The sequence below is a fragment of the Bartonella silvatica genome, assembly GCF_040545155.1.
Lineage (GTDB): Bacteria > Pseudomonadota > Alphaproteobacteria > Rhizobiales > Rhizobiaceae > Bartonella > Bartonella silvatica.
Genome location: NZ_JBEPLI010000001.1, coordinates 222,768 through 238,330, shown reverse-complemented (window position 1 = coordinate 238,330; position 15,563 = coordinate 222,768). Strand labels below are relative to the sequence as shown.

10 protein-coding genes, 1 tRNA gene and 2 pseudogenes are annotated in these 15,563 nt (G+C 38.3%); 2 read left to right on the top strand and 11 right to left on the bottom strand.

The features are described from left to right. From ABID23_RS00930 to ABID23_RS00900, 7 genes and pseudogenes are all read right to left on the bottom strand, one after another. Positions 1-496 (bottom strand): annotated as a pseudogene (locus tag ABID23_RS00930) (YaiI/YqxD family protein). Positions 497-508: 12 nt separating this feature from the next. After that, positions 509-1,363 carry a YihY/virulence factor BrkB family protein gene (locus tag ABID23_RS00925; RefSeq protein ID WP_354188397.1) on the bottom strand — a complete coding sequence of 285 codons (855 nt, stop codon included), beginning with the start codon at positions 1,361-1,363 and terminating at the stop codon, positions 509-511. 867 nt (positions 1,364-2,230) lie between these two features. After that, positions 2,231-3,181 (bottom strand): prephenate/arogenate dehydrogenase family protein, encoded by a 951-nt coding sequence (locus ABID23_RS00920; RefSeq protein ID WP_354188395.1) that lies wholly within the window; start codon positions 3,179-3,181, stop codon positions 2,231-2,233. Between the two features lie 1,179 nt (positions 3,182-4,360). Beyond that, positions 4,361-5,401, bottom strand: a complete 1,041-nt coding sequence (gene holA / locus ABID23_RS00915) for a DNA polymerase III subunit delta (protein WP_354188393.1) — start codon at positions 5,399-5,401, stop codon at positions 4,361-4,363. Positions 5,402-5,405: 4 nt separating this feature from the next. Then, positions 5,406-6,200 carry an ABC transporter ATP-binding protein gene (locus tag ABID23_RS00910; RefSeq protein ID WP_354188391.1) on the bottom strand — a complete coding sequence of 265 codons (795 nt, stop codon included), beginning with the start codon at positions 6,198-6,200 and terminating at the stop codon, positions 5,406-5,408. Further along, entirely contained in the window at positions 6,193-7,089 is an 897-nt protein-coding gene (locus ABID23_RS00905) for an ABC transporter permease (protein ID WP_354188389.1), read from the bottom strand. The genes ABID23_RS00910 and ABID23_RS00905 overlap by 8 nt, the downstream gene beginning before the upstream one ends. Before the next feature lie 64 nt (positions 7,090-7,153). Continuing rightward, positions 7,154-8,122 carry an ABC transporter substrate-binding protein gene (locus ABID23_RS00900; protein WP_354188387.1) on the bottom strand — a complete coding sequence of 323 codons (969 nt, stop codon included), beginning with the start codon at positions 8,120-8,122 and terminating at the stop codon, positions 7,154-7,156. A 182-nt stretch (positions 8,123-8,304) separates the two neighbouring features. Between ABID23_RS00900 and ABID23_RS00895 the strand changes: the two genes are divergently transcribed. Continuing rightward, positions 8,305-8,379: transfer RNA gene (locus ABID23_RS00895), tRNA-Gly, on the top strand. Positions 8,380-9,776: 1,397 nt separating this feature from the next. Here the strand turns inward: ABID23_RS00895 and ABID23_RS00890 are convergent. The 4 genes and pseudogenes from ABID23_RS00890 to thiD form a co-directional block, all read right to left on the bottom strand. Continuing rightward, positions 9,777-10,163 (bottom strand): VOC family protein, encoded by a 387-nt coding sequence (locus ABID23_RS00890; protein ID WP_354188385.1) that lies wholly within the window; start codon positions 10,161-10,163, stop codon positions 9,777-9,779. A 386-nt stretch (positions 10,164-10,549) separates the two neighbouring features. Beyond that, positions 10,550-11,546, bottom strand: a pseudogene (locus ABID23_RS00885) (phage late control D family protein). A 44-nt stretch (positions 11,547-11,590) separates the two neighbouring features. Continuing rightward, positions 11,591-11,791, bottom strand: coding sequence for a tail protein X (locus ABID23_RS00880; protein ID WP_354188383.1), 201 nt, complete (start codon positions 11,789-11,791; stop codon positions 11,591-11,593). Between the two features lie 1,220 nt (positions 11,792-13,011). Beyond that, the gene (thiD, locus tag ABID23_RS00870; protein ID WP_354188381.1) at positions 13,012-13,875 is read right to left on the bottom strand and encodes a bifunctional hydroxymethylpyrimidine kinase/phosphomethylpyrimidine kinase; all 864 of its coding nucleotides are present in this window, start codon (positions 13,873-13,875) and stop codon (positions 13,012-13,014) included. Between the two features lie 115 nt (positions 13,876-13,990). Here thiD and ABID23_RS00865 point away from each other — a divergent pair, with 115 nt between their 5' ends. Further along, the gene (locus tag ABID23_RS00865; protein ID WP_354188379.1) at positions 13,991-14,791 is read left to right on the top strand and encodes a lysophospholipid acyltransferase family protein; all 801 of its coding nucleotides are present in this window, start codon (positions 13,991-13,993) and stop codon (positions 14,789-14,791) included. Positions 14,792-15,563 lie beyond the last annotated feature (772 nt).

Here is a 15,563-nt window from a genome sequence, read left to right as displayed (position 1 = left end):
TTAATAACCGCGTCTTTTTAAACGTTGGATAGCCAAATCCAATGCTGATAAAAAAGCAGAACGATCTTTGCGACCAAAAGGACGGAGTCCACCTGTCATATTTCCCTGTCCTCGCAAATCTTCCATAAGATTGCGCATTGCCAAAGCTTGACCAATGGAACTTTCATCAAAAATACGCCCCGTTGGCGAAACACAACCCCCCCCCAGCCTACACAACCCTTGCTGCTAAAAGGATATCACTGGTAATAACAATACTCGCCTCATGCACATGTTCTACTATCCAGTCATCTGCGCAATCAGGATCACGAGCCACAATAACCCTTTCAAGAAGCGCATCATCTGGAAGAACCCAAAAACGATTTGCCACAACAAATGTTTTCAACTGATAACGATTCATAACGCGGTAAATTTCAGCTTTTACAGGGCAAGCATCCGCATCAACCAATAAAGTAATTGCTGTTTTTATCCGTGTGTTCGTCTCTTTATTTTCTCGCAATGATAAGCTTTCTCATACATTTGAATGGTGTAACTTATTGCGATAGAGTATTATGGCAGCATTTATTTCGCCCCCTAAAATAAAAATGGCACTTAAAATATAAAGAAAAATAATAGCAGCCATAATAGATGCTAGCCCAGCATAAGTAGAAATATAATTAAACATCGTCAAATATTGTGCAAAAGCAATAGAAGCTATAAACCACACCGACATTGTCACCAAAACGCCTGGTAAAATATCTAAAAATTTCCGCCGCTCTGCTGGCAGCCACTTATGAACAATCAAAAGACTTACAAACAAAACAACTGCCGCGATTGTATAACGCCACAGACGAATAAGACCAATATATTCAGGAATAAAAAAAGAATGTCTTTGCATAATTTTGAGCAACACAGGTGCCAAAATTAATAAAAAGCTAATCACAACAAGACCAAAAGCTCCAAGGATCACAAAAAATAAACTTTGAAAACGACAAAACAACAAGCTCCGCTTATCAACAACGCGATACGCCTTATTTAAAGCTGCACGCAAAGCCTCTACCCCATTAGAAGCAAAATAAGCTGCCCCAATGACTGAAATTGTCAAAACGCCCCCTCGCTGAACAGTTAAAACATTGATAATTTCTTGAGACAACGGCTCCGCAATAACATCTGGCAATAACTGTACAAGCGCTTTAATTTTTTGCGGTGTATATGTAAAAGCACCAATAAAACTGGCAAGAGATGTCCCAAAAATAAAAAAAGGGAAACATGCCAAAAGCCCCGAAAGCGCAACATGGCTTGCAAAAGCACTTCCATTATCACGCCAATAATGACTTACTGCATCACCCAGAATACGATAGCTATACCAAAAGATATTTTTTAACAAATCCCCATACTTTCTGGCAACAGTCTATCTCAGTTTATCCAACCTGCATAAAAATCACCAAAGACTAAAAAAGCTGTTTTCAATATAAAAGGCAATGATCAATACGGTCAAGCCTCACTTTGTACCAAAAAAGAACAAAATAATATATTTCACGTATCAAAATCTAAAGACGATCAAGGTCTACCCACATAAACCGTCGATATTATTCACTAAACAAATGAGAGAAATATAAAATCGACATAAAGCAACAATAGATTGATTTATAATCATCATTTATCGTTTTCATTTTGAATTAAGAACCTTAAATATCGTAAGATTTTCTGATTTCAAATCTCTCTATCTTGCACCAGTCAAAACCACTCACTTGCATATAAAAAGCAGGGCTACCATGTGAGTAAAAATTGCATAAGAAGGAACTAAAAATAACTCTTATAAACCGTCTTAAGACAAAATCTATCGCAACACCCACGAGCTGGCAAATACAATGATGGTGGTGCCCGCTTGCTCCTTCATAAGCAGCATGAGACCTTTATTGCAAATTGAGATACACACGAACTGGTCTTTTTGATTTCAAATTATGCTAACAACAGCTAGAGAGTGGGCTAAACACAGAGATTATCTAGAAATAATCTTTAAATGAGCAAAACAAAGACATTGATTACATCAAGTTCTGTAATCATTTACCTTTTAGACCTCGACAAGGGACAACTTTATTATACATCATCAACCGTATAACATCACAAATAATAATCTTGCCTCTATAAAATTTTTGATCACTGATCCTCTATCAGCAAACAATTGCCTATCTTCTTGACATCAATCTATAGAGCTTTAAAAATATAAACCTTTAGAAAAGCCCTGCACACTTTAACACCCCCCTTTATTTTCCCCTCCCTCTTTAGAAACACCATGACGCCCAAAATCAGGCGCATCAATTTCCTGTCCAGCATCAATAATATTACGGCGCACAGCACGTGTGCGCGTAAAAAAATTAAACAATGTCTCACCATCTCCTAAACGAATTGCTCGCTCTAAAGAATTAAGCCCTTCAATAAAACGGCTTAACATCTCCAAAATAGCATCTTTATTATGCAAACAAATATCGCGCCACATAACAGGATCAGAAGATGCCAAACGGGTAAAATCACGAAAACCTGAAGCAGAATAAGCAATCACCTCTGAATTCGTCACTTTTTCTAAATCACTTGCCGTCCCAACGGTATTATAAGCAATCAAATGTGGTAAATGCGAAACAATAGCCAAAACAAGATCATGATGTTTAGGATCCATTTTCTCGACACGCGCCCCACAAGCTTCCCAAAATGCTGTCAACCGAGAGACAGCTTCCGCATCACTTTCAGCAAAAGGTGTTAAAATACACCAGCGATTCATAAACAAATCAGCAAAACCAGCATCAGGACCTGAATATTCTGTTCCAGCAATCGGATGCCCAGGAATAAAATGAACAGACTTTGGTAACAAAGAAGCCATTTCTGCAATGACCTGCGCTTTTGTGGAACCAACATCTGTCACGATTGCTGCTGGTTTTAAATGATCACGAATGCTTTTTGCCACCTCTGCACTTGCTCCAACAGGAACAGAAATAATAACAAGATCTGCTCCTTTAACAGCTTCTGCATTATCGGTTGTATAAGAATCTCCGAGCTCTAATTCATGGGCTCTCTGCAATGTTTCTTGCCGCCGCGTTGCAATAGCAATTTGAGAAGCAAGATTTTTCTTTTTAATCACCCTTGCTAAAGAAGAGCCAATAAGACCAATCCCAATAAGCGCTACTTTTTCAAACCGAGTATGAAGCATTTTTCACCTTTAAAAACCCTTTGAACACGACAAAAAAACCATCATTTTTCTGCCTGTTTATTCAAGAGTTTTATGTATAAAACATTTAAAAAGCCACAACCAATGAGAAAATAAATAATAAAATTATACAGCGCCGCAATCATCCGCTGTGCAAAACACAAACAAATTATTTTTACTTAAAAAAACGCTCTCAAAGGAGTCATAAAAACATCATATCAAGCTCTGATACAGAGCAATTTATTGCTTAAAAACATAGAACACAACTGTTCTCTTCAAACTTTTAAGTTATCACTAATAATAGTTCTCCAAAAACCGCTACCAACTTTATTTTAAATAATTTTCTCAGAAATATAAGCAAATATTACTTTTACACAGTCGGTTTGTTACATTGTGTTCCCCCTCTGGTCACAATAAACATCCCAGATTTTTCAAATCAAATATTGAAAGCTTGGCTTTTTCAAATGTCACAAGTTTCACCAGATAATGCTGTGCAAAAATACCGTACCTTTCAAAGAATTTTTTCTCCCCCTATGCTATAAATAAAGCTAACATGAAATAAATTATGCTCTGTAAAAGAAAAAAGATGAAAACGCAATATCCTTATTATACAATATAACTCAATAATAAAAATAACGTTCAGCTTTAAAGAGACATGTCTCATGGCTCTTCAGTGACTCTCACAAAACACCCATGAAAAGTACACGAAAAGTCCCTGATAAACCAATATCCTCACATGAAAAACAATCACTCATTCTCACATAGACTAGCGCATCATGGAGTCATCACTCTTACATTGTGACAACCCATAAGAAGCACCTTGAATCCATTTCCTCAAGCGATTTCCATCCATATACCAGTCACAATGATGATGTAAAAGGGGATGATTTTGATTGCTTTGTCATAAAAAATTTTACGTTATTTGCATCTCTCACTCAATATGAAAAGAAGAATAAGCGTTATCAATTAATATATTGCTTCTTTTCACCCCATATAAAAACAAAAAAGTTCTCACCACAGCCCCCTTACTTTTCATGATCATAAAATAATACGAATGGCAAGTAAAAACGACAGAAAATCTACCTTTTAGAGATTATCATTTTTCAAAAAAACAGAGAGATCTTAAGAGAAAAGATTTATTTTATGAAACTTTTCAAATCAAGATTCATACAGCACACTATTTCAAGCTGCCATTTGACGTCGTGCAGCAATTGTAAGTCCCAACAAAGCTTGACGAATAATAGCTTCTCCTAAAAGCGGATTTTTACGACTATCTAAAACAGCAGTTTGAATTTTTTCCATCGCATAAGAAATATGTTCTAATTTCCAATATTTCAAAGCTTGCTCAATAGTCTTTTTTCGTTGAAAAAAAATCGGTGGTCGCGCTTGAGACATCACCGTAAAAGACGACTTTCCCTCAACCTCCACTTGGTAACGCAAAATCTGTAACTGCTGAAAATGCCTTTGAGCCGTACTTAAAATAGGAAAAAGCGTCCCATGCATTGCTGCATGTTGACTAAAATGAGCTTCAAAACTTGATATATCACCCAATAAAAGAGCATCAATCACCTCATCTAGAGAAAGGGCGCTGACATCACTTACAACAGCTTTGACATCTTCAAGAGTAATACGACTGTCTGAAACGTAAAGACAAAGCTTTTCTAATTCACTCCGCGATACAAGACGATCTCCTCCCAAACTTTCATGTAACCACTTTCGTGCATCCAAAGAAAGAGTCTTCTTAAAATACGCTAAAACCTCATCAATCAATCCATCAAGAGAACGAGCATCGTCTGCAAAACAGGGCAAAGCCATTGCTTTTGATGCTATTTCAACAGCATTACGCAGCCCTGTCCCTTTTTTCAAATCGCCTGCTTCAATAAGAATAAAACAGGATTCTGGTGGCGTCTCAATGAGAAGTTTCAAGGCTGCCAAAAAACCTTTTTGGTTCGCGCCATTAGAGACCCATATCAAACGGTCTCCTCCAAAGAGTGATAAAGTACGCGCTTCATTTTCTAAACGAGCAGGATCTTTATCAATCTCCGCCGCATCTAAACGAATGGTTGAAAAGGGATCTTCTATTGGCACCTTTGTAAGTTTTGCGAAGCGCTGTGCACGCTCACAAACAAGACCGCGATCTGGACCGTAAATAAGGACAATAGGAAAAGAGCGTGAAAAACGCGTTAGAAAATGATCAACTTCATGCGCTTTTTTCTGAGCCAAAATATTAATCCATTAAAAGTGCATCATCATCCAGAGCTTCCCCACGAACTTTCTGAAACATGCCTATTAAATCATTTACATCCAAACGGTTACGCTCTTCTTTATGTACATCCAAAATCACTTTCCCCCCATGCAACATTAATGTGCGATCTCCGTAATCAAGAGCTTGACGCATAGAATGGGTAACCATAATAGCGGTTAATTTCTTCTCTTCAACGATTTTTTCGGTTAATTTCATGACAAAATCAGCCATTCCTGGATCCAATGCCGAAGTATGTTCATCAAGCAATAAAACATCCGCATGCGCTAAAGTCGCCATCACCAAGCAAACTGCTTGACGCTGCCCACCTGACAAACTATCCATAGGATTATGAATATATGCTTCAAGACCAATACCCAATTGAGCAATTTCATCTCGGAAAAATTGCCGTTTCTCCTGATTTAATGCTGGACGCAAACTACGGCGGCTTCCCCGAAGAGCAGCAAGAGCCAAATTTTCTTCAATTGTTAAAGAACCGCAGCTTCCTATTAATGAATCTTGAAAAACACAAGCAACTTTTCCAGCTCGCTCACTGATTGATTGCCTAGAAATATTTTGTCCATTGATCACCACTTTTCCTTCCGTAGGAAAAATTGCCCCTGATAAAACACTCAGTAAAGTTGATTTACCAGCACCATTTGAACCAATAATAGTGACAAAACTTCCCCGACCAATCTTAAGATTAATATCGATTAATGCTTGTTTTTCTAAAGGCGTTTTCGGTTTAAACGTAACCCCGACATGAGAAAACTCAATCATATTTACGCCTCCTCCAATAGCGTGGTATAATGAGAGTAAAAGCAACGAGAAGTGCAGTAATGAGCTGAAGATCAGTTGATGCATCAATACCGATTCCGTTTGCCTCAAAGGCAAATTGCATAGCAACACGATAAAGTACAGAACCAGCAATACAGCTCACAACAATCCAAAAGATATTGCGTGTACGAAAGAGAGTTTCACCAATAATAACCGCTGCTAAACCGAACACAATTGTACCTATTCCACCGGTAATATCGGTTGCAATGGCAGTTTGAATATAAAGCGAACCACCAAGTGCAACACATGCATTTGAAAGCCCCATACCAAAATAAATCAACGCCGATGTATGAACCCCTTGCGCCGTAGCCATACGTGGATTAGCACCCATGGCTCGCATAGCAAGACCTATTTCACTTTCCAAAAACCGCCAAATCAAAAATGCTACAATTAATAATACAGCACCAACGAAAAGAGGACGCACAAAAATATCAGATAAACCAAACAAATTATAAAAGGGTGTTAGAGCAGTATCAGCAAGTGCCAAATTAACATTAGACCCTCCCATAATCCCCATAATACGAAGATTAATTGTATAAAGGGCTGACATTGTCAAAATAGACGCTAAAAGGTTCAAAATACCAAAACGCACATTGAGTAAAGCGGTTAATAAACCAGCTACCATACCTGCACCAAAAGCGCATACCATAGCAATCCATGCATTGACGCCTAAAAGAATTAAAACACCACAAACACATGATCCAAGAAGAAATGAACCATCAACCGTTAAGTCAGGAAAATCCAAAACACGAAACGAAAGGTAAACCCCTATAGCAACAAACGCATAAATAAGACCTAACTCCACAGCCCCAGAAAACGCAAACACACTCATTCAAAGATCACCCTCATAAAAATCGAACGCACTTTTACCGTATCAACACCACATTCATGAAAGATTATTGAATAACCTGTGTTGCACTTTCGATAACTGTTTTCGGAATAACAATACCTGCTTTTTTAGCTGCCTTCATATCAATTCTAATATCATTATTAGCAGCCTGTATCACATCGATATCACCAGGCTTTTCGCCCTTTAGAATACGTATAACCAGTTTTCCAGCTCCAACGCCTACATCGTAAAAATTGACTCCCTGTGTCATAAAAGGTCCGCGCCCGATAGAATGAGCATCCACAGTAAATAGAGGCGTATTTGTTTCCTGTGCAACTTTTACTGCCCCTTCTAAAACAGAAAGAATCGTATTATCAGCGGGAACAAAAATAATATCTACTTTACCAGCTAAAGCCCGTGTTGCTGCCTGAACATCAGAAGATTTAGGCGCCGATGACGAAACAACTTCCACTCCAGCTTTATCTGCAACTTTCTTGAGCATCTTAAGTGTTGAAACAGAGTTCGCTTCAGAAGCATTATAAAGAAAACCTATTTTTTTGAGATCTGGTTTCACTTCTTGCAAAAGTTGAAGACTTCTTGCAACGTCTATATTATCGGAAGTCCCTGTTACATTCCCTCCCGGCTTGGTAAGAGAAGACACGATTTTTGCTCCGATAGGGTCAGAAATTGCAGCAAAAACAATAGGTATCGTCTTTGTTGCTGCAAACACTGTCTGTGCTGAAGGTGTACTAATAGCAACAATGACATCAGGTTTATCACCAACAAACTTACGTGCCACCTGAGTTGCTGTAGAAATATTGCCCTGTGCTGATAAAAAAGTGAGTTCGAAATTTTCACCTTGTTTATAGCCATTTTCTGCAAGCGCATCTTCCACCCCTTTACGGACAGCATCAGCAGCAGGATGCGCCATAATTTGTGTAATCGCAACTTTAACGTGATCACTTGCATTCGCAAAACTGCTCATCATAAAAACAGATGCGATAGCAATCCATAATACGTTTACTCTTCTCAACATCCTACTCTCCCCCTCTTTTGCAATAATTAAAGAGGAAAGAGATTATTGAACAGTATTTCTAAAATCAATCTTTATTTTCATTTTTGAAATATAAGAAAAATAAATTAAACTGAAATGTAATTTTTTTGTTGCAATTCATATAAGGCTGCGCCATACAAGCAAAGTATATTTCAAATCAGTGAGCGGGTGTAGCTCAGGGGTAGAGCACAACCTTGCCAAGGTTGGGGTCGTGGGTTCGAATCCCATCGCCCGCTCCATGGGTTTGTTATTTTAGCGACGGCCAGTCAGCGTGGTGCGTGTCTCTTTATTTTCTTGGTCATCTTTAATTGATTTAGGAAGCAATTGAGCTTCTGAATTGATTTTTTCAAAGGATCTTTAGAGGCGATTTTCTAGGCTTTTAAAGACTTTTCTCATTTTTACTGCCAAGTTTCGATTTTGATCATTTTTTACTCTTTTTGGTAATTTTAGGTGTCAAAATCCATTTTAACAGAACACGCATTTAATATGCTAATTTTATACATAAAAACAATAAATTACCACATATTCCTACCTCGTTCCCCCTCTTCCCACTTAGCACAAAACCTACCATCAAACTGCACTTGATGTAGCTTGCCAGCGGGTTTTGTATCAATTCATTTTTTTTCAAAGGGTTTTAAAGGGGTTCTCAAAGGGTTTTCAAAGATCATTTAAAGGCTCTTTTAAGCTATCTTCTTTTCTTAGCTTAAAATCGCAATTTGAAATGCTTTGTTTTAAACCGGAGTCGAATTCTTTAAATTATATGATTAAGATATCCTGACCTCTTTTAGGGTAAACTGGCTAAAGATTTCTCGGATATAAGATGCATCATTGAGAGATAGCAGAAACTTCCTCTTTATTTTAGCAAGAAACACCGCCATCCTCTGATAATCTTCCCGCTTCAATAAATCTTTTCCGTAGTAATCTTCAACACTCAAATAAGGTGGGGTTCGATACAACAAAGTGTTTGATCACTCATAATGCACAATAAAATTAGACCAATCTAAACATTCAATAGTCACACCCGCTAAGCGGCGGTAAATAAACTTTAATCACTCAAGTTTAGAATAATTAAACCGCGCAACACGGTAAGAAACAACTCCAAATGTTTGCTTTGCTACTTTCCCACCAAACCCAAATGCTGCAGATATAAAAACCACAAAGCGCGTTCTAATCCATGAGAGTCTTTAAATCTTGTAGAGAGAAACGTTGAAACGCCTCGCGGCTACATATCTAAAACTAAAACAGATCCATAAAAGGGTGATAATGGCGTTGCAACACTCGAAAAAACTGTACCACATCACCTGAATGATCATTGATAAATTTATATAAGGGGATTGACTATTCTCCTAAAGAATATTTCTCCCATTATAATAAAAAGCTCCACGTAAGTGCAATGGGGATGGCTTCTATGATTGTGATACAAATACTCATCACTAGCCATGCAATAACGCCTACTGCCCTCAAACCAATTAAACTACCTGTGAGAACAAGCAAGTTATAAGACTAAAAGCAATGGAACAGTATCGAACAGATAAAGCCACACGTGGTAAGTAAATCTCTAGCATAGATAGCTTATAGGTTTTAGAAACAAACAATGTCTATAACCCACGCGATGAAAGATCGGGTCTAAAGCTTTTTAATCCAGTGGACAAACGCGAATAATATGACCGTCGGGATCTTTGATAAGAAAGGTACGTCCAAATACGTCGGTATACGGTTCCTTCAAGACATTTATCTTAACGGTAGTTTGCTCTTGCCATTCCACATATAATTTATCTACGTCCTCTCCATGAGGCAACATAATGCCAATTTCTGAAAAACGAGGCACATTTTCCCCCGGCACATCGCCCCCAGACCAAATCGCAAAGAGCGCATCACCCGAAGAAGCAAAAGCAACATAACGTGGTGAAATGAATACAGGCTCTTTCTTAAAGATGAATTTATAAAAAGTGGTAGAATACTCTACATTTGATAGATATACCAATTGTAGGTTTGGACTAACATGATAGGGGATATTATTCATAAATGCTCCTATGATTTAGTAGCAACTCCCTAACAGGATAGAGCAAGATATATCAAGAAGAGTTTGTGATACCTCTGTTCGCGGTGTGCTCTATTGATATGTTTTTACGCGCTTATTTCTGTATACTAAAAGATCAGAACCACGACTGCACAATCTTCAGCAACTTGATTTTGCCACTAACATAAGCAGCAGCTGGTTCTACAGCATCAACAAATTTTAATGTTTTTTTTACAAAGTGTATCCATAATTTCCGAATACTCTTCCATATACAAAAGCCATCTTCTTATTGCTTTAAGTGATAAGAAGTGGCTGCGATGTTAAGTTGTGTTACATCGGACGGGTTGGTCGCTAAACTAGTCCCGTTGGCTGGGCAACAAGCCCAGCCTCTATTCTGTATTGCTTTCCTTTCCCTTGATCGGTACCTCGAAGGTAATTTGAGTGGTGTACCCGCTTTGTTTTTCATAGCAATGGGTCACACTAGCGGCTGTCCATATTCCATTGATTTGCCCACGGAACCCTTGAAGGAGTAGAGGTTGATCTGCCATGACTTCAGGGGATCCTTGGAGAATTAAGGAACCACTGCCCATAGCACGGAATAAGCGATCTGATTCTGAGGCTGCAACCGCTCGGGCTTCTTCTTGACATGGGTAACAATGGCGCAAACGCCGCACAGGACCACAAAAACCCGTCTGATGCTGGACTGACAACTGTCGCCCTGTTGAGCGATCAAAATAAGAAGATTCTATGGTGCCGTATTGTGTACGCGGTTCGAGGGTAAACTCCCAACTCGAACACTCATGCTTGTGGATGGTGAGTGAGAATAAAACACCCTGCCCTAGAAACAAAAATTTGTTGTCCTTAATGAAAAAACGTGCCCGCATGCGATCCGCAAGGCGGGTTAAAAAATCAAGTGTGGATTGTTCTGTACGCACCACATAGGATAAGTATTCTCTATAGAATTGGGGACTGACCTTTGCTTGATAACCATGATGTTTGGCAAGGGTCTCAACAATCTCACCAATGGTGTGATGGTCAAAATATTCACTGCCCTGTTCTTTGATCTCCCCACACATCGAAGCACTTTTGCCACAAAGGCGTAAAATCTCTCCATCACGCCCCCCGATACTGACCACTGACTCAACAACAAAACGCCCCATAAAAGCACTGATGCTTCCCTCATAACCAAAAACCACCTGTAGAGTGCTGTTGTTTTGGGGAACCTCTAAATCATTGCCAATATCATCAAACTCTGCTTCAAATGTATCGGCTTCATTGCCAGCATGATCCGTGATGGTTGCCGTTATAAGAGACTGGTAAAAAACCTCATGAACGGGTTTCTCCCACTGTGACCGCAATAAAGGGATGGGTGCGTCTTAATCCCATAACCGCTTCACCGTATTTTGGGGATTGTGAACAACAAACTCAGGTCAGAGAACCTTTACCCCCCGCGACAAAAGAGCACCATAACCTGCAATACCTGGATTGGCTTCCAAAGTGGCTTCACAATAGCCACGTAAAACACCAACTTGGGAACGATTCCCTAACACAGCCATAGCATGATGAAAGCAGATCAAACCTAAACTCATATCTTCTAAGGTGACAATCACTTGCTTTTCTGGGATCTTCATCGACTTTGTTCCCCCCTTTGATCATATCCCAGTTGGTATTGACCTTGTTGTTTGCCCCCTTCAAAAAACGGCAACAGACGCATGGAATAGCGGATCCACAGCGACTGACCTTACTTGTAATGGGCAAGGAGTTTGTAAGCGAATAAATCTTTTTGATTTGAAAAAGTGCCAAATTAATTGCTGTGCTTATAAAGAAAAAGCTACTCTTAAGAAAAAAGAACTTAAAAAGCTTTTAGCTCATCAAAAAACAGCAATGAAAACGGTCTAGGGTTTAAAGAAGTGAATCCTAGCAAGCTAATTATAGTGTGTAGAACGGGTAAAGCTTTCACCAATCTGAATATAGTAGAAATCCTCGCAGGCAAAAGCAATCGTGTGTTGTTTTTAGTGCCTTCTCTTGTTCTCATCCCCCAAATCATATGCGAATAGACAGAAGATACAGAAACACCCTTATGTTCCTTTGCGGTGTATTCTGATATACAAATGAGCAAATATCGTCATAACAAAAATGATGCACCTAAATACGATACATCTCATCTTACTCTGCCTACGACAACCGATGAAAAAAAGCGTGCGAGCAAACCCAATAAAGTTTCTACGCATCTAATGACTGTAGTATTTTCAATCCACCGCTTCATCCATATAATTTCGGATACGTAAAAAGAGTATGGTCTACCAAAATTTGATTTGATCATTTGTGATGAAGTTCAACAACTGAGGTGGTTTTAGGAACAGAGAAGCGTAAATCTGAACTTATCAAAGTTCACGATAACACTATAGCATAAAAAACGCCTCTATATGACCGCAACTCCAAAGATCTTTATGGATAACGCAAAAAAGCAAACCAATAAGATCAATGCTGTACTCGCTTCTATTAATGATGAAACAGTTTATGTAAAAAAACTTTTACACTTATAGTTTTTCGAAAACGTTAAAAGATAAACTGTTGTCACTTTGCAAAATTATCATATGAGCTCTCAATGTAAAATAAATCCGTGAATCCATTCAATATCTTATGACCAATGAAAATGATGAGTTTATTTCTGATAATAGGAACAAAGTTACCGTAATAGAAACATAGACAAAGAACAATCACCCATCATTTCTCCCTCCTTCCACGCAATACAAACCTATTATGAGAACCAACACAGTATCTGTATAACTGCAAAAAAGTAGAGATTTAAAAAAATAACAGAGTGACGTTTTTTTTCGCATCAACTGTTTCATGCATCTTTCCATAATGCATAAAAATGGTGAAGTGGTCCCCGACCTCTCCCTACGTTTAAAGCATTTGAGGCAGATAAAGCACCATTCAAATAGTCCTTTGCTTGCTTAACCGCACAAACCAAATTTTGCGTAGGCAACAAAGCGGCAATAGCGGCTGAAATAGTACAGCCTGTACCGTGATCATGAATCGTTGTCAAACGAGGCGCTTCAAGCATGATAAGATCTTCACGGTCACAATAAAGATCTGGGCTAGAATCATTGTAATTTGCAGAATCATCACTTGCAAGAGCGCTTAAATGGCCTCCTTTTAACAGAACAGCATGACAACCCAATTCCAGAAGTTGTGGAGCATATTGATACATAGCATCCAATGACCATTGCACATCACATTCCAACAACAATCCTGCCTCAGGCAAATTTGGTGTTATGATAGTTGCCATCGGCACAAGCTCATCCCGCATAACTTCAATCGTATCAGGTTTTAAAAGGACATCACCACTTTTTGCCACCATAACCGGATCAAAAACGATAAAGCGTGCTTTATGATAAGCAAGACGATCTGCAATAGCCTTTGCAATCTGCGCATTGGCAACCATACCAATTTTCACAGCATCAACATCAATATCCTCAAAAACAGAATCAATTTGATCAGCCACAAAAGAAGCATCTAAAGACTGAAAAGCACGAACTCCTTGTGTATTTTGTGCAACAACAGCTGTAACCACACTCATGCCATAAGCTTTCATTGCTGAAAACACCTTCAAATCCGCTTGCATCCCTGCACCACCAGAAGGATCAGTCCCAGCGATAGATAAAATTCGTGGAATAAAATGTTTATCTTGACCAACCTTTAATTTCACTAGCCTCTTCCCTTGTGCTTTTAAATATCAGAAAACAGATACGTGAAAAAACATAAAGAGAGATGTTTTCTCCTATCAAAGTACGTTATATACATGGCATATTTGCAGATATAAAATGGAAAATACAGTGCTTATTCTTCGTTCCCTTCTTTTTACATTTACTTTTTATATAGTAACTTTCATACAAATGATTCTTTATGCGCCTATCTATTTTTTAATGCCACGTAAAAAAGCATGGATTGTTCCAAAGACATGGGCGCGTGTCACCCTTTTTTTGCAAAAATATATTGCGGGCACAAACTATGAAATTGAAGGATTAGAAAATCTTCCCAAAGGAGCTTATATTATTGCTCCCAAACACCAATCCGCATGGGAAACTTTCAGCCTTGTCCCCTATTTTGATGATCCCACCCTCATCCTAAAACGTGAACTCATGTGGATTCCATTTTTTGGCTGGTATATGGCGAAAACACAAATTATCCCGATCAATCGAACAACCCCCATCAAAGCTTTAAAAATCATCATCCAAAAAGCAAAAGAAAAAGTAAAACAAGGACGCCAAATTCTAATTTTTCCCGAAGGAACACGCCGACAGCCAGGGCAAGAGCCAGATTATAAATCAGGAATTGTTGCACTCTACAATGAATTAAAAATTCAAGTTGTTCCCATTGCACACAATGCCGGTTTATATTGGCCACGAGGCAATTTTCGCCGCTATCCTGGCACAATTCGAGTTCGCATTCTTCCCCCCATAGAGGCCGGTTTAAGCAAAAATGATTTTCTAGACCAACTCATCCAAAAAACGGAAAAAGCCTGTGATGAACTGCTTTTATTAGCAGCTCAAGATCCTAACCCTCCGCCCATGCCACCCAGTGCCGTGAAAAAGCTTCAAGAGTTGAGTAATACAACACTTTGATTTATATATTTTTCTGTTTTCATATTGAATGAGAGTTTCAGATATCGTAAGCTTCTCTCATTTCAAATCTATTTATGCTGAATCAAACAAAATGACTCCCCTGCACATAACAAGCGGAATCATCATATAGGTAAAATACTAGAAGAAAGAACTCAAAATACCTCTTATAAATCATCATGATGCAAAGGCAGTTGCAACACTTATGAGCGAGCAAATATCACCCAAAAGTTGATAAATATAAAGATGACTCCCGCCTCTGTATTTTCATAAGCATAAAGGTAGTAGCGCTCAATAGATTGGCCACTATACCCTTCATGAGGGCTGTCATGAAATGATACTAGAGTGGTTTAAGATAATTTTCTCTACAAAACATTGATTTATACAAATAAGCCCATTTCATGAAATGATTGAAAATACAAAATAAAAGATGTTTTTTATTATGAATCTATCAAAAAAACTCTTGAAACTTATAAAAGAAAGTTTTGCGCAAACAAGAAACATTCAAAAAAAATTACAGTAGATTTCTGATAAACTTGTTTGAATGTAAGCGCCTATGCAATAGCATAAGCTGATAAACAGAATATACAACGAATACCCATTTACTTTACATTATACCACTTACAGCCTATCTAAAGTATGAAGAAATAAAAATGACGCATATCCTGAAGAAAATAAGTGGATAATTAAACGCGACCGCATTATCCTTTAAGGATAGTATAATTTCTTTAAAGAACATAATAAACAAAAGGAACTATTCCTGAGTAACTCTTAT

Bases quoted from the DNA above. Each gene is read 5' to 3' on its own strand.
- ABID23_RS00880 (WP_354188383.1), bottom strand. From the start codon at position 11,791: ATGAAGATCCCAGAAAAGCAAGTGATTGTCACCTTAGAAGATATGAGT.
- ABID23_RS00890 (WP_354188385.1), bottom strand. From the start codon at position 10,163: ATGAATAATATCCCCTATCATGTTAGTCCAAACCTACAATTGGTATAT.
- ABID23_RS00920 (WP_354188395.1), bottom strand. From the start codon at position 3,181: ATGCTTCATACTCGGTTTGAAAAAGTAGCGCTTATTGGGATTGGTCTT.
- ABID23_RS00865 (WP_354188379.1), top strand. From the start codon at position 13,991: ATGGAAAATACAGTGCTTATTCTTCGTTCCCTTCTTTTTACATTTACT.
- ABID23_RS00905 (WP_354188389.1), bottom strand. From the start codon at position 7,089: ATGAGTGTGTTTGCGTTTTCTGGGGCTGTGGAGTTAGGTCTTATTTAT.
- ABID23_RS00900 (WP_354188387.1), bottom strand. From the start codon at position 8,122: ATGTTGAGAAGAGTAAACGTATTATGGATTGCTATCGCATCTGTTTTT.
- ABID23_RS00910 (WP_354188391.1), bottom strand. From the start codon at position 6,200: ATGATTGAGTTTTCTCATGTCGGGGTTACGTTTAAACCGAAAACGCCT.